17 protein-coding genes and 1 pseudogene are annotated in these 22,635 nt (G+C 41.4%); 10 read left to right on the top strand and 8 right to left on the bottom strand.

Annotated features, from left to right (window positions below):
• Window positions 1–191: 191 nt before the first annotated feature.
• Window positions 192–791 (bottom strand): TetR/AcrR family transcriptional regulator, encoded by a 600-nt coding sequence (locus Q7J41_RS17100; protein ID WP_304889651.1) that lies wholly within the window; start codon window positions 789–791, stop codon window positions 192–194.
• A 161-nt stretch (window positions 792–952) separates the two neighbouring features.
• Here Q7J41_RS17100 and Q7J41_RS17095 point away from each other — a divergent pair, with 161 nt between their 5' ends.
• The 3 genes from Q7J41_RS17095 (at window position 953) to Q7J41_RS17085 (ending at window position 3,102) form a co-directional block, all read left to right on the top strand.
• Window positions 953–1,684: an ABC transporter ATP-binding protein gene (locus Q7J41_RS17095; RefSeq protein ID WP_304889650.1), complete on the top strand. Its 732-nt coding sequence runs from the start codon at window positions 953–955 to the stop codon at window positions 1,682–1,684.
• Entirely contained in the window at window positions 1,678–2,688 is a 1,011-nt protein-coding gene (locus Q7J41_RS17090) for an ABC transporter permease (protein ID WP_304889649.1), read from the top strand. The genes Q7J41_RS17095 and Q7J41_RS17090 overlap by 7 nt, the downstream gene beginning before the upstream one ends.
• A 156-nt stretch (window positions 2,689–2,844) precedes the next feature.
• Complete coding sequence (locus tag Q7J41_RS17085; RefSeq protein WP_304889648.1) at window positions 2,845–3,102, top strand: hypothetical protein; 258 nt, start codon at window positions 2,845–2,847, stop codon at window positions 3,100–3,102.
• Between the two features lie 63 nt (window positions 3,103–3,165).
• Here Q7J41_RS17085 and Q7J41_RS17080 read toward each other — a convergent pair whose 3' ends face one another.
• Window positions 3,166–5,013 (bottom strand): glycerophosphodiester phosphodiesterase, encoded by a 1,848-nt coding sequence (locus Q7J41_RS17080; protein WP_304889647.1) that lies wholly within the window; start codon window positions 5,011–5,013, stop codon window positions 3,166–3,168.
• 240 nt (window positions 5,014–5,253) lie between these two features.
• Here Q7J41_RS17080 and Q7J41_RS17075 point away from each other — a divergent pair, with 240 nt between their 5' ends.
• The 3 genes from Q7J41_RS17075 to Q7J41_RS17065 are packed head-to-tail and all read left to right on the top strand — an operon-like array spanning window position 5,254 to window position 7,184.
• A complete protein-coding gene (locus tag Q7J41_RS17075) occupies window positions 5,254–6,015 on the top strand; it encodes an NAD(P)H-dependent oxidoreductase (RefSeq protein ID WP_304889646.1) in 762 nt (253 codons plus the stop codon).
• Window positions 6,016–6,061: 46 nt separating this feature from the next.
• A complete protein-coding gene (locus Q7J41_RS17070; protein ID WP_304889771.1) occupies window positions 6,062–6,793 on the top strand; it encodes a TetR/AcrR family transcriptional regulator in 732 nt (243 codons plus the stop codon).
• Window positions 6,786–7,184 carry an FMN-binding protein gene (locus tag Q7J41_RS17065; protein WP_304889645.1) on the top strand — a complete coding sequence of 133 codons (399 nt, stop codon included), beginning with the start codon at window positions 6,786–6,788 and terminating at the stop codon, window positions 7,182–7,184. The genes Q7J41_RS17070 and Q7J41_RS17065 overlap by 8 nt, the downstream gene beginning before the upstream one ends.
• Before the next feature lie 82 nt (window positions 7,185–7,266).
• On the opposite strand, the gene Q7J41_RS17060 is transcribed toward Q7J41_RS17065, so the two are convergent.
• Window positions 7,267–7,932: an L-threonylcarbamoyladenylate synthase gene (locus tag Q7J41_RS17060; RefSeq protein WP_304889644.1), complete on the bottom strand. Its 666-nt coding sequence runs from the start codon at window positions 7,930–7,932 to the stop codon at window positions 7,267–7,269.
• A 204-nt stretch (window positions 7,933–8,136) separates the two neighbouring features.
• Window positions 8,137–9,126 (bottom strand): 2-hydroxyacid dehydrogenase, encoded by a 990-nt coding sequence (locus tag Q7J41_RS17055; RefSeq protein WP_304889643.1) that lies wholly within the window; start codon window positions 9,124–9,126, stop codon window positions 8,137–8,139.
• Between the two features lie 167 nt (window positions 9,127–9,293).
• On the opposite strand from Q7J41_RS17055, the pseudogene Q7J41_RS17050 reads away from it, so the two are divergent.
• Window positions 9,294–10,250, top strand: a pseudogene (locus Q7J41_RS17050) (transposase).
• Window positions 10,251–10,586: 336 nt separating this feature from the next.
• Here Q7J41_RS17050 and ablB read toward each other — a convergent pair.
• Together ablB and ablA are read right to left on the bottom strand one after the other, a co-directional pair.
• On the bottom strand, window positions 10,587–11,420 hold the full coding sequence (gene ablB / locus Q7J41_RS17045) for a putative beta-lysine N-acetyltransferase (RefSeq protein WP_304889642.1): 834 nt from the start codon (window positions 11,418–11,420) through the stop codon (window positions 10,587–10,589).
• Window positions 11,417–12,748, bottom strand: a complete 1,332-nt coding sequence (gene ablA, locus Q7J41_RS17040; RefSeq protein ID WP_370651034.1) for a lysine 2,3-aminomutase — start codon at window positions 12,746–12,748, stop codon at window positions 11,417–11,419. Before ablA ends, ablB begins: the two co-directional genes overlap by 4 nt.
• 700 nt (window positions 12,749–13,448) lie before the next feature.
• Between ablA and Q7J41_RS17035 the strand changes: the two genes are divergently transcribed.
• From Q7J41_RS17035 to Q7J41_RS17025, 3 genes are all read left to right on the top strand, one after another.
• Entirely contained in the window at window positions 13,449–14,084 is a 636-nt protein-coding gene (locus Q7J41_RS17035; RefSeq protein ID WP_304889641.1) for a DUF2179 domain-containing protein, read from the top strand.
• Between the two features lie 212 nt (window positions 14,085–14,296).
• Window positions 14,297–15,334, top strand: coding sequence for a hypothetical protein (locus Q7J41_RS17030; protein ID WP_304889640.1), 1,038 nt, complete (start codon window positions 14,297–14,299; stop codon window positions 15,332–15,334).
• Window positions 15,335–15,610: 276 nt separating this feature from the next.
• Entirely contained in the window at window positions 15,611–18,694 is a 3,084-nt protein-coding gene (locus Q7J41_RS17025; RefSeq protein WP_304889639.1) for a methyl-accepting chemotaxis protein, read from the top strand.
• A 140-nt stretch (window positions 18,695–18,834) separates the two neighbouring features.
• On the opposite strand, the gene Q7J41_RS17020 is transcribed toward Q7J41_RS17025, so the two are convergent.
• Window positions 18,835–19,773: a CHAP domain-containing protein gene (locus tag Q7J41_RS17020; RefSeq protein WP_304889638.1), complete on the bottom strand. Its 939-nt coding sequence runs from the start codon at window positions 19,771–19,773 to the stop codon at window positions 18,835–18,837.
• 674 nt (window positions 19,774–20,447) lie between these two features.
• The coding region (locus tag Q7J41_RS17015) for an EAL domain-containing protein (RefSeq protein WP_304889637.1) at window positions 20,448–22,635 on the bottom strand (2,188 nt) is incomplete at its 5' end.

Below are 22,635 nucleotides of genomic sequence, written 5' to 3'. Positions count from 1 at the left end.
TCAAGGAAATATTATGAAATTTAAAAAAGAGTTGTGGTCATAAAGAATACTTTGATAATTAATTAACGTTATTAAAACGACATTCGGACTTCCAGATGAGCGCTGCTCTGTCAGGAATGTTCTATTTTGGCAATAAAAAAACCGATCCTCAATTTTCAAGAGAATCGATTTGGATTATTGATTGATTTAAATCAGCGTCGGTATTTTGATAGCTCGCTTTGAACCCCATTGGTTGTCACGGCCAGCAGCAATTCCAGAAATTGCTCGGTCGGCAGGTCTTTGTCATTGGCATACCATTTTGCAATCATACTAAGCATTGCGGCACTCTGGTATTCCATTAAATAGCGTACTTCCAGCAGTTCCTGTGGGGACAGCTTTTTATATATTGATAGCACCGTCGGGGTGAGCTTTTTCAAGACCTTTTGCCTGTAGTGGGGATCACCGTTTTCACCTAATAAAACCGGGAGATAAGTCTTGTTTTTTTCGAAAAATTCAAGAATTGATTTTAAAATGGCTTTCTTGCGATGATCATGAAAAAGATTACCGTAAAAAAGGTTCTTAATAACAATGCTTTTAAAATCCTCCACCGTAATGGTCTGTTCTTCAATTTCTGCCAGAATTTCATAGGCATCTTTAAAATAAACATAAAAAGTTGAGCGATTGTAGCCGGCTACGTCACAGATTTCCTTGACGGTGATCTTCTCAATGCTTTTTTTGCAATATAACAGCCAAAATGAATCAATCAAGTTTTGGCGGGTAACTTTGGCGGTGCTTGATAAAGTCGTCTTCATGTCAGTTTTACCTCATTCACGGGATCATTCATTTTGATTATAAACGAAGCCGCTGGGATAAACAAGAAAATCCAACAGCTTGAAAAAGACTGTTGGTTGAATTTTAAAAGGAACAGGGCTAAAATGGGGATATTCATAAAATAAAGAAGAGGGATTTAGAAATGAGAATTGAAATTTTAGAAGTTGATAAATCATTCAAAAAACAGCGTGTTCTAGAACAGATTAGTTTGACAATTGATTCGGGTCGGATCTTCTGTCTGCTGGGGGCATCCGGTTCAGGTAAAACAACCTTGCTGCGAATCATGATGGGTGCCATTCCAACGGATGGCGGAATTGTAACAATCGGCGGCATCGCCGTGCCAAACCGTCAGCTGCTTGCGAAGATGGGTTATATGCCGCAAAATGAGGCCCTGTACGAAGAGTTGTCAGCCTGGGAGAATCTGAAGTTTTTTGCCGGCCTGCATCGGCAAAGTCGTAAAACATTTGAAGCAAATGCCGAAGAACTACTCCAGATTGTCGATATGGCGGCGTGTAAAAACAAATTGGTACGCGATTGTTCCGGTGGGATGAAAAAACGCATATCGTTGGCGGTAGCGTTAATTCACAAACCAAAGCTGCTGGTGCTGGATGAGCCAACAGTTGGGGTTGATCCGGTGCTGCGACGCAAAATATGGCTTTATCTCAGGCAGCTTAGAAATGAAGGAACAACCATTTTGGTTACCACCCATGTCATGGATGAGGTTACCCAATGTGATGATGCCGCCTTGCTTCGCAATGGTCATATCATTGCCAGGGATACGGTTAAAAATTTAATCGACCAGACCTCAGACGGAAACATTGAAGAATTATTTTTTATCGACAATCAGTCAGAAGCGGAGGTCACATTATGTTAAGCATTGTCAAACGGATCATTGGCCAAATGAAAAACGATCAGCGATCATTGGGGTTGCTTTTATTTGCACCGCTACTGGTTTTAACGCTGTTATTTTTTATCCTCGGTGATTCCAATTATCTGCCGAAGATTGCTGTCTATGATATGAATGAAAAATTTGTCACGGAGCTTGAGAATCATGCCGCTGTCAGTGAAGAAACAGAAAAACCCGAGGCCGTAGATTATTTGGAGATTAATGGAATCGATGCGCTGATCTGGAGTGATAGCGAGGGAACCCACATTGAATTACTGGAGAAAAATTCCAAGTCCGCGGCCGCCATAGAAGCCATTACTGACACAAATAAAGCCTTACAACCCGCACAAAACGAGATGATCATGGATTATGTTTATGAAACATCGGGGGATAATCAACTGGATTCGCTCGCCTATGTTTTTCTGGGTGTGATCTCATTTTTCTTTGTCTTTATTCTTTCCGGGATGTCATTTGTTCGGGAGCGTTTCGGACAGACCTTAGAACGGATGCTGATGACCCCGATCAGCCGGATCGATGTCATCGGGGGCTATACCCTGGGGTATGGTTTACTGGCAGCGGTTCAAAGCGTGGTGATTATCTTGTACGCCGTTTATGTACTGCAGCTTCAGGTCGAAGGATCGGTCGCCTTATGTACGTTGGTGATGATTTTGATGGCGTTTTCGGCGGTTTCCGTTGGCGCGCTGGTATCCATCTTTGCCAATAATGAATTACAATTGGTTCAGTTTATTCCGGTAATCATCATTCCACAGATCTTTTTTTCCGGACTGATCCCGATTGATACCATTCCCTTTGGGCTGGGAAACCTGTGTTATCTAACGCCAATTTATTATGGCTGCACAGCCCTGGAAATGATTATGATTCAGGGCAAGGGGTTTTTAGATATATGGCCCTGGTTAGCGGGATCGGTCATCTTTATTGGGGTGTTGTTTTTAGCAAATGTGACCGCATTAAAGAAATACCGTCGGCTCTAAACTTGTGATTGCGTATCAAACCTGAGTTTGATACGCTTTTTTAAGTGAGAGTTAGATTTAGTTCACAACCATCCTGTTTTTGTGATATTATTCACTTGTAATGTTTTTGAATAGAATATTATATCAGCACAAAATACAGTCAGAAAGAAGAATAATATGTTAAATCAGGAATACATCGATGCACAAACGATTATGAATCAAGCTAAAAAAGATCTGGAAAACATCTTCGACCAGGTTAAACCGCAAACACCAGAAGATCAGGAAGCGCATAACAGCTTATTGAAACTGATTGATCAATTAAAAAGCATGGATGCCTATTACAACCATTTAAAAACAGCCAAAATCGAAGCGTTGTCTCCAAATGAGCAGCTGTTTGTCAATCTCATCAAGAAAAACAAAGAAAACCTTAAATAGATCGGTCAACTGTTATTGCTATGGTACTTCCATTTAAAACGACAGTATTTATCAGGTCAAGCTTTATGAAAGTAGATCAGCAAAAAGATAATCATTGATGCGATCAATCAGTTCCCGCGGCCGGATCATTTGATCAACGATTTCCTGGGTCTGCGCCACGTCGTCGGTTATAATGTTATCAACGCCGATTTTCACCATTTTCTCGGTCGATTCCTGAGAATCGACCGTCCAGGCTAAAACTTCTTTGTTTTCCCGATGGATGGCTGTAACGATCTCCGGGGTGACGAAGGATGATTCGATGCTGTAAATATCGACCGGCAGTTTTTGAATATCACCAATCGCCAAAGCGGTAATATAAGCCCGTTTTTGATCAGGATCTACGGAACCAACCTTTTCTAAGGTAGGGTAATCCAGGGATGCCAGGACGCATTGGTCAGAAAAATCATGTTGCTTTATAATAGCAACAGTCGATTCCACCAGACTTGCTTCATGCCCGGTGGGTTTTAGCTCAATGTTTAAAAGGATCTTGCCCTGGCAAAGCTCAATCGCTTCTGCCAGGGTGGGAATACGCTCATTTTTAAACTGTGGATCAAACCAACTGCCGATGTCCAGATCTTTGATATCGGCATAATTTGATGACCAGATGTTTAAGTCCTGGCCTGATATACGTTTAATGTTATTATCATGAGATACCACAATGATGCCGTCTCTGGTTTGAGCCACATCGATTTCAGCATAATCGGCGCCTTCGTCGATGGCTTTTTGCAAAGCGGCCAGAGTATTTTCCGGAGCCAGGTTGGAACCACCGCGGTGGGCAGTTATTTGCGGCCCCGTTAAAAATTGGTCGTTGAAGGTCTCCGAAAAGGTATTGAAGATCGCAAAACTATTTATTGCAATAAACAGTAAAACCGTGATCATTCCGATGATTGCAATTGTTTTTTGCTTCACTTTTATTTTATATCGATCTTTTGCCAGCGGTTCGGGATTAACCATTATGTTAGCTGAGGCTGAATACGCATAATAAAGCTCGGAGACCACCGCTAAATTGAGGGATGTAGTGAGCAGCTGAAAGATGGTAAACAAACCAGACACCAAAAAACCAAAGGCGGCAATGAAAATGGCTAAAGCCAGCGGATGGTTCAGGAGCTGCCCCAAGATAAAGAAAGCGATTATTTCAAGCACAATCACCGCAATAACCAGCAGCATCAGAATCAGAATATTAAAGAATATGACGAAGAAAATAGTCTTCCAGAAATGCCCTTTAATCAGGACTCTACTTTTTTTGATCGCTTGAAAAAAATGTCTGCTTTCCAGGGTGAAATAGTGAAATGAAAAAATCCAGATGACTGAAAGCAGAAACAGTAACAACGACAGCGCTGTAAAGCCGGTTGAGTACAACGGGCTGGCCGTGATATAGCTCATAATAAATTCAGGAATAGAGATTTCCGAAATAAAATTAGAAGACAATGAAAACTCGGTTAAAGGAATGATGATAAGAATAAAAATGACAAATGGGAAATTTTTAGCCTTGACTATTTTGATTGCTCGCTTAAATCCCTCTTTACACAGCGGAATCAGTTGAACTTTTCGGCGAAAATGACTTTCATTAAATAACAGGATCAACGTGGTAAATTCCAGCAAACCAAAAAATGCGACAAAAAAAGCGAAACAAAGAAGGGTTACCAGACAAAGTGGATTGGTCATTGCCTGAGAGAAATTCGAGCCGCTTAAATAAGGAAACCCCAAAAGGGTCATAATTTTGTTGAACAGAAAAAAAACACCGGGATAAATGATCATGGTGCCAGCAACGGTATAGATTGCTTCAAAAAAGAGCAGATGTAAAAAATTAAACTGAATAAGCGTGAGTATTTCTTTAGTACGTCCCAAAATTACAGATTCTTTTTTATCCATTGTGATCAGTCCTTTCTCGTGTAAATAATTGGTTTTTGGCGAAACTAGTGAACTTTTCAACTGTCGTCGGCGCTTTTAAAACTAAGTGACTTTCGGCCAGCTGTATCGTAGCTATGTTTTTTGTGATTGTATCATGATAAACATCGTAAAACAAGAAAAAAGGTCAGGGTGCAGATTGACAATTTGGTAGAAATAAGCAATGAAATTGGAAATTATAAAGTAAAGTAAAGTGAGGTTAGTATGAAAGTAATTGCAATTATGGGAAGTCCCCACAAAGGGAAGGGCTTTGAGATCGTACAGAAGATTGAGGTTGAGCTCTCTCGTTTGGCTGAGGTTGAATTTTCATACATTTTTTTGAAGGACGTAAATTTGAAACTCTGTCAGGGTTGTTTTGCCTGCATTGGAAAAGGGGAGCAGTTATGTCCACTAAAGGATGATAAAAACAGCATTGAAGCAGAAATATTAAGTGCCGACGGCGTCATTCTCAGTACTCCAGGCTATGCGATGAATGTCAGTGCGTTGATGAAAAACTTTATTGATCGCTTTGCCCACAGCCTGCATCGACCTAAGTTTTTTAATCAATCACTGATGCTGGTAGCAAATGGTGGTTCGGGCTTATCCAAAGTTAATTCATCACTAGGAATGACCTTAGGAGGCAGTAATAAGGTTTGCGAATTAAAAATAACAGCAACCCCATGGGATGCCACCGAGGACTACGAGCAACGGGTTCAGAAAGACATCGAAAAAGCCGCTGGTCGTCTCTATCATTCCATGCAAAACAAAAAGCTGGCGTCACCATCGTTGGGTAACCTGATCTGGTTCCGGATTTTCAAAAAAATGGCCAGTCTTTCTGAGCAGAACCTGCCGGCGGATTACGAATATTATCGCACCAAAACCGATTATTTTTATCCGACCCGAGTGAATCCCATTAAAAACGGAGTGGCGGGGATCATCGCCAATATCGGGGTGGCGACCATGAAAAAGCAAGTCAAATTTAAATAATTATTATTAGAACGATCATCCCCAGATAATCTGGGGATTTTTTTTGATGTTATTTTTTATAAACAGCTTGATTAATGACAGGCGAGTAGGTATAATTAAACCCAGAGTACAATTAATGAAACGAGGGTTTAATATGGGGCGGCGAAAAAAAGAATTAACTGATTTTCATAGAGACAGTATTATAACAATTGCGGAAACACTCTTTGAAAAAAATGGCGTCGAGAATACGACGATGAATGACATCGCAAGGGAAGCCGAATACAGTAAGGCAACCTTATATGTGTATTTTAGAAATAAAGAAGAAATTGTCAATTGCATTATATTGAAAAGCATGAAAATGCTTTATGATCGCATTCAGACAGCAACCCAACCAGGGAAAGACCTATTTGCAAGGTATTATGTAATTTGTAATGAACTTACCGCCTATTGTGATGACTATCCTTTGTATTTTCAAACGGTACTTCAAGAAATCAATGTGGATGTTAACAACGAAGATACGCCGCCGGTTTTTCGAGAAATATTTGAATTGGGCGAGCAAATCAATGAACTGATCGGGACATTCTTTTTGGATGGGATTAAACAGGGCGTTTTTCGTTCAGATATTAAAATCCCGGAGACTGTGTTTATATTCTGGGCTAGTTTATCGGGGATCATTCTGATGGCTTGGAAAAAACAGCAATACATTGAACAGGCTATGGATACAACAAAAAAAGATTTTTTGAAATACAGCTTTGATACCCTGCTTAATTCGATTCTGAAGGAGAAACAAAATGTTTAAAACTAAAACGATTGTATTACCACTAATTATTACGATTCTGGTGATCGGAATCTTTTTTGGTGCCTGTTACCTCAGTGATGTAAACAACTATAAAAAAGCGGTTGCCAGCATTACGATTGCTAACATCGATCTATCGCAAATCCCTGATGGTGTTTATGATGGTACATTCGATGTCGGATATATCTCCGCAAATGTTGAAGTTGGTGTCGCTAATGGAGCAATTAAGACCATCAACCTGATTGAGCATCAGAACGAACGAGGCTCTGCGGCGGAGGTGATTACCGACACCATTATTAAGGAACAAAAAATAGATGTGGATACTGTTTCAGGCGCGACGAATTCAAGTCAGGTGATAAAAAAAGCCGTTGAGAATGCACTGCGACAAGAATAGTAAAGATATTTTTAGTTAAAGTTACACTTGTCTTTATAAAAGAACTTTCAATCGGCGGATCCGCTTTCATTTTTGTTAGGATTTACACTAAACCATGCTCCGACAGAATGGCCTTGATTTTTTCAAAAGGAAAATGCGTCGCCTCCCGTCGGGATTCAACTGGGCATGTCCGGATATCAATATGGGGGCTGGCATTGTCGCCCTTAGCAGGCCCACCGTCAATGTACAAATCAACATCTTTACCAAAATAAGCAATCGATTCTGCAATGGTTTTGGCGGCAAGTAAAGCTTTTGTATTGGAAGAACTAATTGCAAGAATTGTCCCGCAGCATTCGTAAAGATCGCGAATGGGGCTATCTTGAAAATAAACCACAATAGCATCAGAAGAAGCAGTGGCGGCGTCAAGTGGCGTCTTTTCTTTTTTTTGAACATACATACTAACCGGGGAAGGTGAAAAAATATCGATAATCTGTTGTTGACGTGCATCAATTACCGCATATTCCGGTATTTTGGATTTATCCATAACGATCGTAATTGGTTTATCAGCTGGGCTATGACGGATTTCTCTTAATCGTTGCAGTGCGGAAGCATTAAAGGCATCACAGACCAGCACATAGATAGTTAGGGTTGGCATCACAACAATCTGACCAGCTCGGATCGCCTGGGCGGCTTTTTCATAGGCCTCTGGACTGGCTTTCATAATTTGAACGTCGGGAGCAGTTTCGTTAACAGGGTACTTTATATCCATGATAGATGTTCCTCCATGTAAATTAATTTAAGTCGCTAATTTTGGGTGATTTCATTATATAATGGATAGAAATGATGTACAACACATTTATGGTATCGATGGGTTACCTTAAATTTGCGACAGTAGGTTTCGCTAAATATTGAATGAGTTACAAATGAACAGGCCACCAGCATTTAGCTGGTGACCTGCTTATTTTCTGATGAATTATAAACCATTAACAATATTTATCGGGTCTACTCCTTTTGAAACCGCCAGAATGTTTGCCCAGACCGTTTTATGCATTTTTTCAAAAGCCGGCTTGGTGGTTCCACCAATATGGGGGCTGAAAAGCAGTTTGTAATGACAGCTTTCCGGTAGATTAAGCAGCGGATTATCTGACATAACCGGTTCCGGGTACAGGGTGTCAAGACCAGCCCCTGCTATTTGTCCGGTTGATAATGCGGTGACCAGATCTTCCTGAACAACCAGCTCGCCACGGGCAGTATTGATCAGCAGGGCAGACGGTTTCATCAGTGACAGTAGTTTCGCATTGATCAGGCCGGTGGTTTCCGGGGTTACCGGTAAATGAAGGCTGATGATATCACATTGCATGCAGAGCTCTTCCAGCGGCAGATAGCTAAGACCCAATTCGTGCTCAACCGCACTTTTTCGGGAACGGTTAAAATAACTGAGCTGCGTACCAAATGGCTTCAAACGCTTAGCGGTCTCAAGGGCAATGGAACCCATGCCAACCAGCCCCACATGACTGGAACCCAGTTCCGGAATACCATCCATAATAAACGAACCTTTGGCCTGGATCTGCTGACCACTACGCACCATCTGATCCCCTTCCAGGAGCCGTCGCTGAAGACTCAGCATCAGCAGGATGGTTTGCTCCGCTACCGCAGCAGAGTTGGCGGCGGTGTTGTTGCAGACGTAGATTTTTTTTTCTTTGGCGGCCTGAATATCAATTTTATTATACCCCACACCTTCAGAATGGATGAGTTTGAGATTGGGCATGTTGTTAATCAGGGTTTTGCTGACTTCTCGGACGGCATCCGCAAAAATAAAATCAGCATCGCCGGCAGTTTGGAGTACCGCCTCATCGGTATTAAAGTCCTCACCAAAAATAAATTGCCAGTCGGTAGGGATGCCAGATAAATCAGAAAATTTTTCCATGCGTTTCGTCGATGTTAGAATTAGAACCTTTGTCACGGGATACCTCCACTTTACTAGTTGTTAATAGGCGTTTGCAAAACGCCAAATCCCGCATAATTACAGGATATTTTTGACATAAAAAAATATAACTCCTCACCAGATTGTGATAAAATTGAGTTGCTTAAAAACAAATCTATCAACCTGAAAGGAGTTATATTATGACTATTTTATCACAAAAACAGCTTTCGTTGGCTGAAATTTATTCTTATTGCACTCATTTTTTTGAGAGTGACAAACATCACTTTCTTTCACTACTGGAAGAGAATCTGAATCTTCATGCGTTGATTCGGCATTCTTTTTATCAGCATTACTATTGTGCTCATGGCCGATATCGGGATTTTGAACTTTATTCGATTCTCTGGGCGCTGATCCTGCAGCGGATTTTTTCCATCCCCACGGATACACTTCTGATTACTTCTCTCAAGTTTTCCAGAGAACTCAGGGATTTCTGCAGTTTTAACCGGGTTCCCCATGCATCACAACTGACCCGTTTCAAAAAAAATACCTACTGGACTTACAATCGCTCTTTCATCGTTTTGTTGACCGGCTCTTACAGATTTCTTTAAAAAGCACCCGCTGATTATCCCCAAACTTTTCATTAGCGATGCTGCGTTTGATAGTTCAGCGATTTATCAGTCTCTTCTTGGGGAACTGAAATTTGAAAAAGCTTTTATTCCATTGAATCAGCGTGGCAGCCTTTCCTATCCGGATTGTCCGGTTAATGCAGATGGGATTCCCTGCTGTCCAAACGATCCTTCACTTCCCATGAAATTCGAAGGGCGGGCCAAACGAAAGAACAGCCTGATCCGGTTTAAATTCACCTGTCCCAAAACAAAATGGATCAAACAGCAAACCGGGAAAGCCAAACGTCAGTGTTTCTGCAAAAATCCCTGTACTCCGTCTTCGTGTGGTCGGATGTTTTCATCTATCCTGAAAAAATCTCCGGGTTTACCCCGGTACCCTTCGTGGGAAACTTGAATGGGTTCGGATCTATAAAATCCGGGGCGTTGTTGAACAATACATCAACCATTTTAAAGACGGTTTCTGTCTTGCCAACCGTAAAACTCAGAATGCCAAGACACTTCACGCCGATTTGCTGTTGGCTGGAATTACCCAGCTGATCACGGCAATTCTTTCCGATACGATTCATCAGCATCAGTACTTACGCAGTCTTAAACCACTCGTTGCCTAGTTGGACTTTTTATCTTCTTTGCCCAGCTTTTATTTTTGCGCTCTTTTTTAATCTTCTTCAACACATTCATTGCTTTGTTGTTCCGTTTCCCGTCCGACTTCATGAATTCTGTCTGGTTTTTACCGCCGAATTTTCTGAGCTTCAAATCTTTTTCATTTTGCAATTACCTAATTGATTGCTACTATTATATAATGGCGGCGGATTAAGCACAACTTATTCTGCAACAGCGTTAAAAGATTGCGCCGCTGGTAAATCATTTAGCTACTTATATTTCTTTATACCAGATATTCATGGATTCGATTGATCCGGAAATCTGGGTATTGTTGTTAAGTGTGCCGCCATATCGATAATTCGCTCTGGCGAAGGTTGTATTCATTCCATGTGAAGACGCTCTGGCAATAGTATAGAGCAGATGATAGCCAGCATAAATCATAGTTTTTTCCATTTCATGGAGGAGGTGAAGAGCCAACTGTTGACCACGATACGCTGGGAGTACCGCAAAATCAGTCATCTCTGAATTTAAATTATCCGGATCAGTTTCGCTGGAAGAAGCGGCGACCAAATGATTATGGTGAAATACTCCAAAGTACAGAACATGTTCTGACATGGTTTCAAGTAGATAGTCTGCCTTAAAAATTGGAAAGGGATAGCTTTTAAAAACCGTGCTGTATATTTGTGCGAGTTCGGGTATATCCGATTCTAGTAATTGTCTGATTTTAAATTCTCCGGGAAGGGTTTTAGTGATCGTGTTTGTTTGTTTTTCAATTGCATCATAAAGAATTTCTTTTAATTCCATGTCGTTAGTAAGGCTTTTTCTTTTAGGGCATAGGTACTTGCCCAGCAATTTACACGTTTCCTTACCGCAGTAAAAGCTTGGGATCGCAGCTTCCTCTTGATACCCATCTGCTTTAAAAATTAAATCGAGAGAATCTGGAATCTTGACAACAATTTTTGAATAATTTTTATCAAGCGCTAATTGGTTCATATGCGAGATAAGTTGGTTGACCTCGGAAACATCACATTTCATTAAATAGATTCGATTGCTGTTTTTTCCGTGCTGAAGAAGGCTATGGCCATAGCCTTCAATGATATCTGTCATACGACGGCCTCATCATTTTGATTTCTTTGGTCGCGTTCAAGATTTTCTGGAACGAGTGTGATGGTATCTTCATAATCGCACAGTAATTTGGAAATACCGATGGGTTTGCGGTCACTTTCCTCGCTATTTAATTTTAATTGAAGCTTGCAATTATTGCAGTTTAAGTCACAGGCCGTGTGCTCGTAGGTGTCTGGCATCTGATACGTGGTGATAACGCCTTCATAATTTCTCAGGATTATCTTATTGGTCGACCAGGAAATAAGATAGTTTGGCATTACTGGAATTTTGCCACCACCGCCAGGGGCGTCGATTACGTAAGTTGGAATGGCGAACCCGCTGGTATGGCCTCGCAAATTTTCCATTATCTCAATGCCCTTACCAACATTGGTTCTAAAATGCTCAAGCCCTTCTGATAAATCACATTGATATAAATAATAGGGACGGACCCGGTTTGCAACTAATTTATGAACCAGTTTTTTCATAATTTGCGGACAGTCATTGACATCTCTTAATAACACCGATTGGTTGCCTAAAGGAATTCCTGCACCGGTTAGTTTTTTTAGTGCAGCGATTGAGGTATTAGTAATTTCCCGGGGATGGTTGTAGTGGGTGTTGATCCAGAGGTTATCATATTTACTGAGAATTTTTATCAGGTTGTCGGTAATCCGATAGGGAAGAACAACCGGAGTGCGAGTGCCAATACGAATAACTTCAACATGGGGAATTGCGGTAACAAGGCCGAGGATATAGTCCAGCTTTTCGTCGGACAAAAGGAATGGATCGCCGCCGGAAAGAAGAACATCCCGTACGGTGGGTGTGTTTTTAATATAGTCAATGCCTGCGGTAATCATTTCATCCGAAGGAACGGAGTCAACATCGCCAACTTTTCTTTTCCGAGTACAATGACGGCAATACATTGCGCATACATTACTGACATGAAAAAGTACCCGATCTGGATATCGATGGGTAATACCACAGACGGGACTATCCTTATCCTCATGAAGCGGATCTTTCATATCAATGGGAGAGATGAGTAATTCATCAATGCTTGGAAAGCACTGTTTGAAGACTGGATCCGTTTCAAAATCATCTTCGTCGACTAAAGATAAGTAGTACGGCGTGATTGCCATTGGAAATTTTTCAATGGTTTCATTAATTTCTTTTTTCTTTTCATCAGAAAATTTAATTCCCATAATTTTCTCAACCGTGTCGACTTTTCGAATCGTATTTTTAATTTGCCAGCGCCAATCGGTCCATTTATTCATTAAATAATTTGAGGATTGGTCGGTATTCAAATGTTCCTGTGTTAGTTTGATCGCTTCTTGCATTTTTTGTTCCTTTCAGATACGCATAATAAATTTGGTTAGGGTGAAGGGGGTGCGAGATTGTGAATAATTTTATTTTCAACTCGTTCAGAATTGATTATAAAAAAAATGCACTCTAACTCTGTGTTCACAGAGTTAGAGTGCATAGGTTTCGCTAAAGATAACTCACCTTATACCATTCACAATGCCCAATAAATTTTAGGCAGAATAGTATAGTATATGACCATGCTGATCCTATACAAGCCCCAGTTCCATCCAGGATGTTTTTCCATGTAAATTTCATTGGATTAATAATTAGCTTACTTATTTCCACATTCAGACAAATACGTAAACAAGCTCACAAATAGAATTACTCAATACATATACTTCACATAATGTTGTTTGATGATATGTATCATAATAGCAAAATAAAATCAATTTGTCAAAAAAAGATTGACTTTATTAAGTTTTGCGAGATCGGATTCGGTTGCTTAGTCGCTGTTTTTTGTGACGATAGTGGTAAAAAGTGTCGCACCCTGAAAAACGGATACGTTTATTTTCTGTTGCACCCTTTTTATTGTGATTTGCATCTGATACAATGAAAAGAAATAGATGTTTTAGAAAACATTTTTGGGCTATTCTGACTGCTTCTGGGTGATAATGCGAAGCAATCGAATCAAAACAGAATCAAATGATCCATTCTCATTTAAGAAAAGGAGTAGCGATGATGCGATTGTTTTTAATTATTTTTATTCAGTTACTTTATGTTCCCATGTTGACACTACGCACCATTTGTATGGTTAAAAATTTAAAAGTACTGACTTGCGTTTTTGGATTCATGGAAGCGCTGATTTATATTTTTGGTTTGGCGATCGTCCTATCCGGTGGTCAAAGTATTCTGGAGATGGTTGTATATGCCGCTGGTTTTGCAGCCGGCTTAACCTTGGGTATTTACATTGAGCAAAAATTAGCTATCGGATTTACAACGATTCAAGTTAATATTGAACAAGAAAACACAACCTTGATTGAGGACTTGAGAAAGGAAGGATTTGGTGTAACTGTTTATTTTGGGGAAGGAAAACATGGAAAACGAACGAATTTAGATATTCTTACCAAGCGTAAATGCGAGAAAAATTTGCTGAAGATTATTGAGAAATATGAACCAAGAGCTTTTATTGTGTCTTTTGAACCTAAAATGTTTCGTGGTGGTTATCTAGCTGAAATGATGAATGGGCGCTTAAAAAGGAAGATGAGTAAAAAAGATCGTCAGGAAAAGGCCATAAAAAGTGTTATCGAGAAGACTGTTGAAGAAATAAAAGCGGAAACGGAAACACTTAAGAAAGATTGGTTTGAGGACTAGGTGAAAGAGGTAGATTGAGTTCCATCAGAATTTTTGAATATTGTGAAAGTCCATTTCCGGGGGCCAATTTTTTTTATCTGTTTTACGATTCATTTTTTTATGGTATAATTTAATTGCAATAGCCGTCGGCAGAGGCAATCTGATTCCGATTCAGGGGCACGAGAAGAGATGATCGTACCAGACTGTTGTGGTCATATAGAATAGGAGAAAAAATGATTGAATTAATAAAAGCTGCGGTTACTCATAAAACCTTCGGTACCGGAAAGATTAAAGAAGTAGAAAATGGTCACGTCGTCATTGAATTTGGAGCGAGTGATTCAGGGGAACCTACGGAAAAGAAGTTTGTCTATCCCGATGCCTTTAAGAAATTTTTGAAAATCAATGATCCAGCAATTGCTGAACAGGTTGATAGTCTCATAAAAATCAAGGATGTTGAGGAAGATAAGCGCCGGGAATTAGAGGAACATGAAAAGCGGGAAAAAAGAGTAGCGCATATAAAGGCTCTGGAAGAATCAAAGAAAAAACTGCCGGCTAAAACCAAGGCGAAAAAAACCAACACCCGACAGAACATTGCCTTTAAACTGAATTATTGCGATGGGGGAGCCCCAGAACAAATCGGATTTAATGGTGTTTGCAGTGATGCAACGATTCGTTATAATATCGAAAAAGAGAAGCGGGTTTGGTGTGGCAGCAAAGAATGTCTTTGCTCGCAATATCTCAATGGGGATATCGATCGAACAGCCCTAGACGATTCGTTGGTGGATGGTAGTGGCTGTTACGAGAGTCAGTTGTTGAAAAGCTGGAAAGTTATGGCTGGCGAAGATGGAGACGGCAAAACAAGAAAGATAAAGAGTGCCCGGCGCAATAGTTTGGCGGTACTCACCACCCGTCTGCCAAATACTAAGGAAGCGGAACGAATTATTTTTGGAGTATTTTTAATTGATGATGTGTTGGAAGGTAATGATCGGGAATCAGGCTATGTCTCAACCCAATCGACTAATAAAATCACCCTGACACTGGAAGAAGCTAAAAACATGCAATTCTGGAATTATCATGCCAATGCAACGGGAAAAGTATCGGCAAAATGGGGTTCGGGTTTGTTTCGTTATATGGATGACACCCAGGCCGTTGCGCTTCTGCAGGATTTGATGAAGATTAAACAAGATACACCAGAGGCCCAATTAGCCAAAGACCTGCTGGAATCTTATTGTCGGAATAATCACATTGAATTAAGTACGGTTTCTCAATAATAAACAAACAAAAAAACAACGATAGCAACATCGTTGTTTTTTTATAGTTTCCTGGGGGTGCGAACAGGGAAAAAACACTACTCAAAACGGCAATTATTTACCCTTAAGGTGACAACAAAGCTGTCGATAATTATATATGTGCACCAATGAAAACGTTTATTTTTTTGTCGAATTTACGAGTTCACGTAGCATCTTAAAATTTAGTATCAAAGAGCACAGAAGGAGTCAATGATATGAATATCATCACGATGTTAAGTATTCAAAGGAGAAACTAATATGGAAAAAACAGAAACAGCGCCTAAAAAACAGGTTAATCTACTAACCCGGATACTTATTTACATCGGTATCCCGATTGTAATAATTTACGGTATTTCTTCGTTCATAACCCTGTATAATGTGAATACATCAATTACTGGTCTGACGGAGAAACAGCTTGCGACAGAATCCGATGCCGCAGCCAATGAAATTGCTGGAGCGTTCAACAAATATCTCGAAATCACAAGACAAATGGCTGTCAACAGTCAGTTTGAAGATGTTACAGCCGAGATTATGCCAGGCATGGATCCAATGGCAGCCCCGGGATTTGCAAAAGCGGAAAAGTCACTATCAGGTGTCAAGGCATCTGATCCAAATATTCTGGATGCCTGGGTAGGCGATCCCGATTCGAATAATTTGCTTTTGTCAAAAGGTTTTTATGCAAGTCCAGATTGGATCATGGTTGAACGACCATGGTACACCCAAATGATGGATGTCGGTGGAACAACGATGACGGCACCCTATGTAGACGCACTGACAAGTAAAATGGTGGTTACCGCCGTTTCACCAATTTATCGAGCTGGCACAAAGGATGTGATCAGCGCAACGGGGTTGGATTTTACACTGGACAGTGTTTCGGCGATGATGAGCGAGTATAAATTAGGGGAAACAGGATTTTTCATTCTGGCAAGCGCTGACGGACAGCTGATTTATCATCCCAACCAGGAATATATCAATACCAATATCAAAGATTCAAATATGTCCGATAATATCAAAGATGCCGTTTTGACGCAAAAGACCGGAGCGATCGAATATAGCAGTGAAGGGTTACATAATCACGGTTATGTTGCGATGGTCGGAAATACCGGATGGACGATAACCACTGGTCTACCGGATAAAGAGTTTAACAGTGCCTATAATCTGATTCAGCTAATTACTTTCATCATTATGCTGATTGTTATTGTTGGGATGGTGCTGCTGACCGCCTTTACATCCAAAAAAATTGCGAAACCAATCAATATGCTAGCCGGCGTTGCTAACAAGCTGGCGGTCGGAAATGTTGAAGTGAGTACTGATGGAATTGCCGCCATCAGCAGTGAAATAACGGAGCTGACGGCAGCGTTTGGGGAGATGGCCGACAATACCAGAGAACAGGCAATGGCAGCAGAAAGGATTGCAGCAGGTGATCTGATGATGGATGTCATCCCGAGATCCGATCAAGATGTATTAGGAATCAGCATGGCTGACATGGTCAAGTCTTTACGGGAGCTAATTCAGGAAACAGAAATGTTGACGGCAGCTGCAGTAGCTGGCAGATTGTCTGTTCGCGGAAATACAGATGCGCTAAATGGTGGTTACAGGGATATCATAGCAGGGTTTAATGCCACGCTGGATGCGGTAATTGAACCTTTGAACATGGCATCGGGCTACATCGATCGGATCGGAAAGGGAGAAATCCCAGAAAAGATAAATCAGGAAGCCAAGGGTGATTTTGCCGCTTTGAGAAACAGTATCAATTCCTGTATTGATGGACTTGGGGCTCTGACAGAAGGAAATGAAGTTTTAGCGCTGATGAGCAAAAATGATTTAACCCAACGAATTGATGCCGAATACTCCGGGATTTATGGCGAAATTGCCAAATCTATCAATACCATTCAAGATTCATTAATAATTGTGGTCAGAGCTGTAGATGATATCTCAAACGGTGATATGAAAATGCTGGATGGGCTAAAGGCAACTGGGCGACTGAGCGAAAATGATCGGTTAATACCAGGTTTTATCATGTTGATGGAAAACATTATTATGCTACTGGAAGAATCTGACAGCATGGCCAAAGCCGCCGTGGCAGGCGATCTGAATAACCGGGCTCATGCGTCCCGATTCCCGGGAGATTATGCCAAAGTAATCAACGGCTTCAATAACACCCTGGACGCCTTAACCGAACCGATGCAGGAAGCCTCCCAGGTTCTCAATGAGCTGGCTCAGGGTAATCTAAATACGGCCATGGTTGGTGACTACTTGGGACAAAACGGTCAGATCAAAGAAGATATGAACAAAACCATTGCCTTCCTGAAACAGTATGTCCATGAAATTTCGGAAACCCTGGAAAAGGTCAGCAATGGCGATTTCAATCAGGAAATCACGGCCAACTATCTGGGCGACTTTGTCACGATTAAACATGCTATTAATGATATCACCGCCCATCTCAGCGAAATCCTGACCGAAATCGGAAACTCCGCCAACCAGGTGGAAGCCGGATCCCGCCAGATATCCGATGGCGGCCAGGCACTGGCTCAAGGAACAACCGAGCAGGCCAGTGCCATCCAGCAATTGTCCGCTTCCATTGATGAAGTGGCTGAGGAAACCAAGAAAAATGCTCAAAATGCCAACGCCGCCAATGAACGAACCCTTGAGGTTCGGGCAACCGCCGAAGCGGGCAACAAACAGATGGGGGACATGGTCAATGCCATGGAAGCAATCAATGAAGCCTCCCATAACATTTCCAAGATTATTAAAGTCATTGATGATATTGCCTTCCAAACCAATATCCTGGCGCTGAACGCCGCAGTTGAAGCGGCTCGGGCCGGACAGCATGGCAAAGGCTTTGCTGTGGTAGCCGAAGAGGTGCGTAGTTTGGCCGCTCGGAGTGCTGATGCCGCACATGAAACAACCGGTCTGATTGAAGGCTCCATTGACAAGGTGGAAGCCGGCGCAAAAATTGCCAATGATACCGCCGACAGTCTGGAAGGGATCTTAAAATCAGTGGCCAAAGTAACCGATCTGGTCAGCAACATTGCCGTAGCATCAAATGATCAGGCCACCAGCATTGCCCAGATCACCCAGGGGATTGAACAGGTTTCCCAGGTGGTGCAGACCAATTCAGCAACCGCTGAAGAAAGTGCGGCAGCCAGCGAAGAACTGTCTGGTCAGGCCGAACTGTTGAAGAATATGGTTTCTGAGTTTAAGCTGAAAGGTATATCAAGCAGTGCCGCAAGCTCAAGACAACCGGTTGCTTCAGCCCCTCAGGAAATTACTGAGCAAGTCAGCCATCAACCGGCAAAACCGCAGATTATACTGGATGATATGGAAATGGACAAATACTAAAAAGACCGGCTCTGGTGGTTTTATCACCGTCAGATTATCCCCGGAAATAACTTATAAAAAGTAAAAAAAAAGACCTTCCAGATGCGTCCGTTGACGCTGTCTGGAAGGCTTTTTCTTTTAGCTGAAAGTTGCTTAACTATTTAACTCTCGAGAGCAACTTCACCTAAGCTGGTAAAGGTGTCAGTTTTGGTGATAGAAGTTGCGGTCATGGTGTAGTGACCGGCGCTGTCATAAGCATAAACATGGACATTATAGTCGCCAAGTTCGGTATTGTGATCACTGTATGGAATAAAACAACTGGCGACATTGCCGGAAACAGTTCCGGTATGCCAGATTAAATCATCCTGTCCGCCGTTTTCGGTCCAGACGGGAAAGTAAACCTGTCCCATGCCGCTTAAGTCGTCAGAAACCAGGGCGGTGACCTTAATTCCTTCACCTTCATAGTCGGTAACCAGCACATTTGATAAGGCTGGGGGCGTTGTGTCCGCTGCGGCATCAATGTAATCACCGATGTAGATATAACCCTGGAAACCACCGACCGAGGTGGCATTCTCAGCACCAATGGTATAGGTGTAGTTTTGGAAGTAGATGCCGCTATAGGTTGATTCGGAAAGGGTGACCGTATCGCCATTGATTGCTTCAACTATTGCCACATGTCCGTCTGAGCTGCCGCCCCAACAGATAACAGCGCCAAGCTTTGGCGTGGATCCTGAGGGATAATAACCAGTGCTTTGATTATAGTCCCACCAGGAATTTGCATTGCCCATACATAAATTTGGGGTCGTTCCCAAAATTTCATACGCTCGTCCAAAGGCATAAGCGGTACAATTCGGCAAGCCGTATCCGCCCTGTGAATAGGGGTTATTGGCAAAAAAATAGGGATTATCTGAGCCTGGTCCCGCAGTTCGTGCTGAAAACAAGTTAGGCAGAGGCGCTGTTTCTTCAGCTGTTTCTACCGCCTGGGCGATTTGCGTCAAATCTACCTCTGCTTCTTCTGCCATAACAGCGCCCGGCGCCATGCCCAGGCATAAAACAAAGGCAAGACTCACACATGCGCTTTTTATTAAGTTTTTCTTCATTTGACCTCCAATGTCAAAACATGATGGTGTCACGGTGTTGTGTGTGACTTAAATGCATCATTGAATGTTGCAATTTATTTACAAATTGGCAATGCGTATAATACAATAGACCCGAAGAAATTGCAATCTTACTGTTAAACCCATTTAAGAAATCATCGGGATAAGGTCGATGTCGAAATTTGTAATATGAGAAGAAACGGCGCTAATAAAGGGACTGCGTTTGATGATCAATATTCGAATTTTTAATGATGTCAAAATAGCTCGTTAAAATGGTTAATTTTTGCTTAAGCTAAAATGAAATAACTTGCCAATAAGTAAAAATGAGAGTTGGTCATGAGTCATGACGACGTTTTCTTTTTTAACTGAATGCCATTCAGTTTCGAATGGATTCGACCAAAAAAGTTCGAATTTTCAGAAATGTTGCTTTTTACCAAGCGCTGGGGGTGGGGCAGAAGCATCTGATGCAATAAAAATACGATGGGGTAGATAGTTTAAAAACTGAAAGATAAATAGACTTCTTTGAGAAAGATTATTTCGCTTCAAGAAAGTGAAATAAGTGTAGTATTGAGCACGAAAAAAACCGACAATTGATATAATCGTCGGTCTTGGGAGGGCTGAATTATATATAAATCTGATTTATCGGCGTTATTTTGTATTAATGTGAATGTCTGATTTTATGGATATTCACTGAGAACCTTAGTGAGATTCAATTCTGAGACCGGTTTTGAAAAATAGTAGCCCTGAATTTTATTACAGGGGAGCTGTTTTAATATTTCTAACTGATCAATGGTTTCCACACCTTCTACCACAATTTTGAGGCCAATGTTTTTGGCGATCTGGATGACGTTTTCGACGATTTTCAAAGAAAGTTCATCAGTAGCAATATCATCAATAAATGATTTGTCCAATTTGACAGTCGTAATCGGCAGTGCTTTCAAATAGGTCAGTGAGGAATAACCAGTGCCGAAATCGTCTAGTGCGATGCTGACATTTTTTTCTCTGAGAAAGTTGAGCTTCGTATAAGCGATTGACATGGAGTTCATCAACATGGTTTCAGTAATTTCCAATTCCAAAAGGTAAGGATCTAAGCCTGTTTTTTCAAGTACTTTTGTTACCTTTTCTTCGAAATCATCGTTTAAAAGTTGAAAGGTTGAGATGTTAACCGCAATGGAATAACTGGACTGGTGGGCGATATTATAATTACGGATAAATCGGCAGGATTCTTCAAGAATCCAGTCACCCAATTCGATGATGAGGTTTGATTCCTCAGCAATGTGGATAAACTCAAGGGGGGGGATAAAACCACGTTCGGCGTGATTCCATCGAACCAGGGCTTCAAAACCATCATAGCGGTTTGAGGCGAGATCGAATTTTGGCTGATAATAAATTTCGAGTTGTTTGTTTTTAAGAGCCTGTTTTAAATCCTGCTGCAAAGAAGCTTTTCGCTGGATGATCACATTCATGGAGGGGTCAAAAATCATAAAATTATTTTTCCCGCTTATTTTCACCTGATTCATAGCAAGTTCTGATTTTTTCAGCAGTTTTTCCAAATTATCCTTACATCCGTCGGTACAGGATATGCATTTACTTTTATTACATAATTCGTTTCTGGATATGCCAATGCTGACGCTGGTACTGATGATCTGCGTACCTATAGTAATGGCTTTTTCGAATTCTTTGATAATTGATTTGGCAAGAGCGAAAATCTCTTCAGTATTGTGGAGACCTATCTTGCAAACGGCGAATTCATCGCCAGATATTCGATATACCTCATAATGGGGGAAGCCGCTGAACAACCCCTGTAATATGTAGCCAACCTGACGTAACAGGTTATCTCCGACGCGATGTCCAAACAAATTATTGATGTATTTCAAATTATCAACGTCAATGTAAAAAATCAGCGTTAAGGCGTTCCGATTGTCATCGAGAGGAGTTTCTTGATATTTTTTATATAGCGCAACCCGATTTGGTAAACCAGTAATGGAATCAATATAAGCAGCTGTTTCCAAGTTTTTTTTGCCCGTCACCAACTCACTGACCATGTCATACATGGTGGTTTGAAGCATTTCAACTTCTTCATATTTGGCTTCTGGCATATGTTCAAGAACCTTGTATTCCCCCTGGGAAATCATTTTCATTGTGTCAGCGACCCAACAGATGGGATTGGTAATATTGATTTTCAGCCAGCGGTTAGAAGGCACATAAAAAAATAACCACAAGAAAAAGCCTGAAATCATAAGGTATAGAATAATCTGGTTGCGGATGGTGAAAATGGAGACCATGGACTTTCCAACAAACAAAACACCAACGACCTCATCACCAGGATTGATGATCGGAACGTAGGTAACCAGATAGGGATCACCCAGAATTTCGGCCTTTCCAGCATACGTAAGTCCCTTGTCCAGAACAATCTTGGCAATCGACGGATCCAGGGTGGTGCCAACCTGGGTTTCATTATTCTTGATAATGGTAGTGGCAATCCGGGTATTTCCGGCAAAAACCGTGGCCTCCAAAGCAGCGGTGTTTTTGATATAGTCCACCGTTTCCTGATCAGCCAGATTCAAACCCATCAGCAGTGCGCCATTGGGATTCTGGTTTGGATCTGTCAGTGGGTAACGGCAAAATAGATGCAGTCCCAGCGCGGCATCGCCGTCGATCCAAAAATAGGGTTCTGTTAATGGGGTAACAGTGTTTTGGTAAGCCAAGTTTAAAATGCTCTGGTCAGTGAAAATTTCTTCATGACCGCTGCCATCAGGATAGGTTACTATGACAAACTCGAGCGCATCATTATTAGCCTGAGTGACATATTGATGGAGTGCCTGGTTTGAGGTCGGATCGTTTTGTATTAGCAAACGATGTTCA

Source organism: Acetobacterium sp. (assembly GCF_030652775.1).
In the GTDB taxonomy this organism is placed as follows: Bacteria; Bacillota; Clostridia; order Eubacteriales; family Eubacteriaceae; genus Acetobacterium.
This window is presented reverse-complemented; position numbering and strand designations above follow the sequence as displayed.

Coding starts and splice junctions, on each gene's coding strand:
- Q7J41_RS17020 (WP_304889638.1), bottom strand. CDS start 19,773: ATGAAGAAAAACTTAATAAAAAGCGCATGTGTGAGTCTTGCCTTTGTT.
- Q7J41_RS17090 (WP_304889649.1), top strand. CDS start 1,678: ATGTTAAGCATTGTCAAACGGATCATTGGCCAAATGAAAAACGATCAG.
- ablA (WP_370651034.1), bottom strand. CDS start 12,748: ATGCAAGAAGCGATCAAACTAACACAGGAACATTTGAATACCGACCAA.
- Q7J41_RS17095 (WP_304889650.1), top strand. CDS start 953: ATGAGAATTGAAATTTTAGAAGTTGATAAATCATTCAAAAAACAGCGT.
- Q7J41_RS17030 (WP_304889640.1), top strand. CDS start 14,297: ATGATTGAATTAATAAAAGCTGCGGTTACTCATAAAACCTTCGGTACC.
- Q7J41_RS17100 (WP_304889651.1), bottom strand. CDS start 791: ATGAAGACGACTTTATCAAGCACCGCCAAAGTTACCCGCCAAAACTTG.
- Q7J41_RS17075 (WP_304889646.1), top strand. CDS start 5,254: ATGAAAGTAATTGCAATTATGGGAAGTCCCCACAAAGGGAAGGGCTTT.
- Q7J41_RS17080 (WP_304889647.1), bottom strand. CDS start 5,013: ATGGATAAAAAAGAATCTGTAATTTTGGGACGTACTAAAGAAATACTC.
- Q7J41_RS17085 (WP_304889648.1), top strand. CDS start 2,845: ATGTTAAATCAGGAATACATCGATGCACAAACGATTATGAATCAAGCT.
- ablB (WP_304889642.1), bottom strand. CDS start 11,420: ATGACAGATATCATTGAAGGCTATGGCCATAGCCTTCTTCAGCACGGA.
- Q7J41_RS17035 (WP_304889641.1), top strand. CDS start 13,449: ATGATGCGATTGTTTTTAATTATTTTTATTCAGTTACTTTATGTTCCC.
- Q7J41_RS17060 (WP_304889644.1), bottom strand. CDS start 7,932: ATGGATATAAAGTACCCTGTTAACGAAACTGCTCCCGACGTTCAAATT.
- Q7J41_RS17025 (WP_304889639.1), top strand. CDS start 15,611: ATGGAAAAAACAGAAACAGCGCCTAAAAAACAGGTTAATCTACTAACC.
- Q7J41_RS17065 (WP_304889645.1), top strand. CDS start 6,786: ATGTTTAAAACTAAAACGATTGTATTACCACTAATTATTACGATTCTG.
- Q7J41_RS17070 (WP_304889771.1), top strand. CDS start 6,062: ATGTTATTTTTTATAAACAGCTTGATTAATGACAGGCGAGTAGGTATA.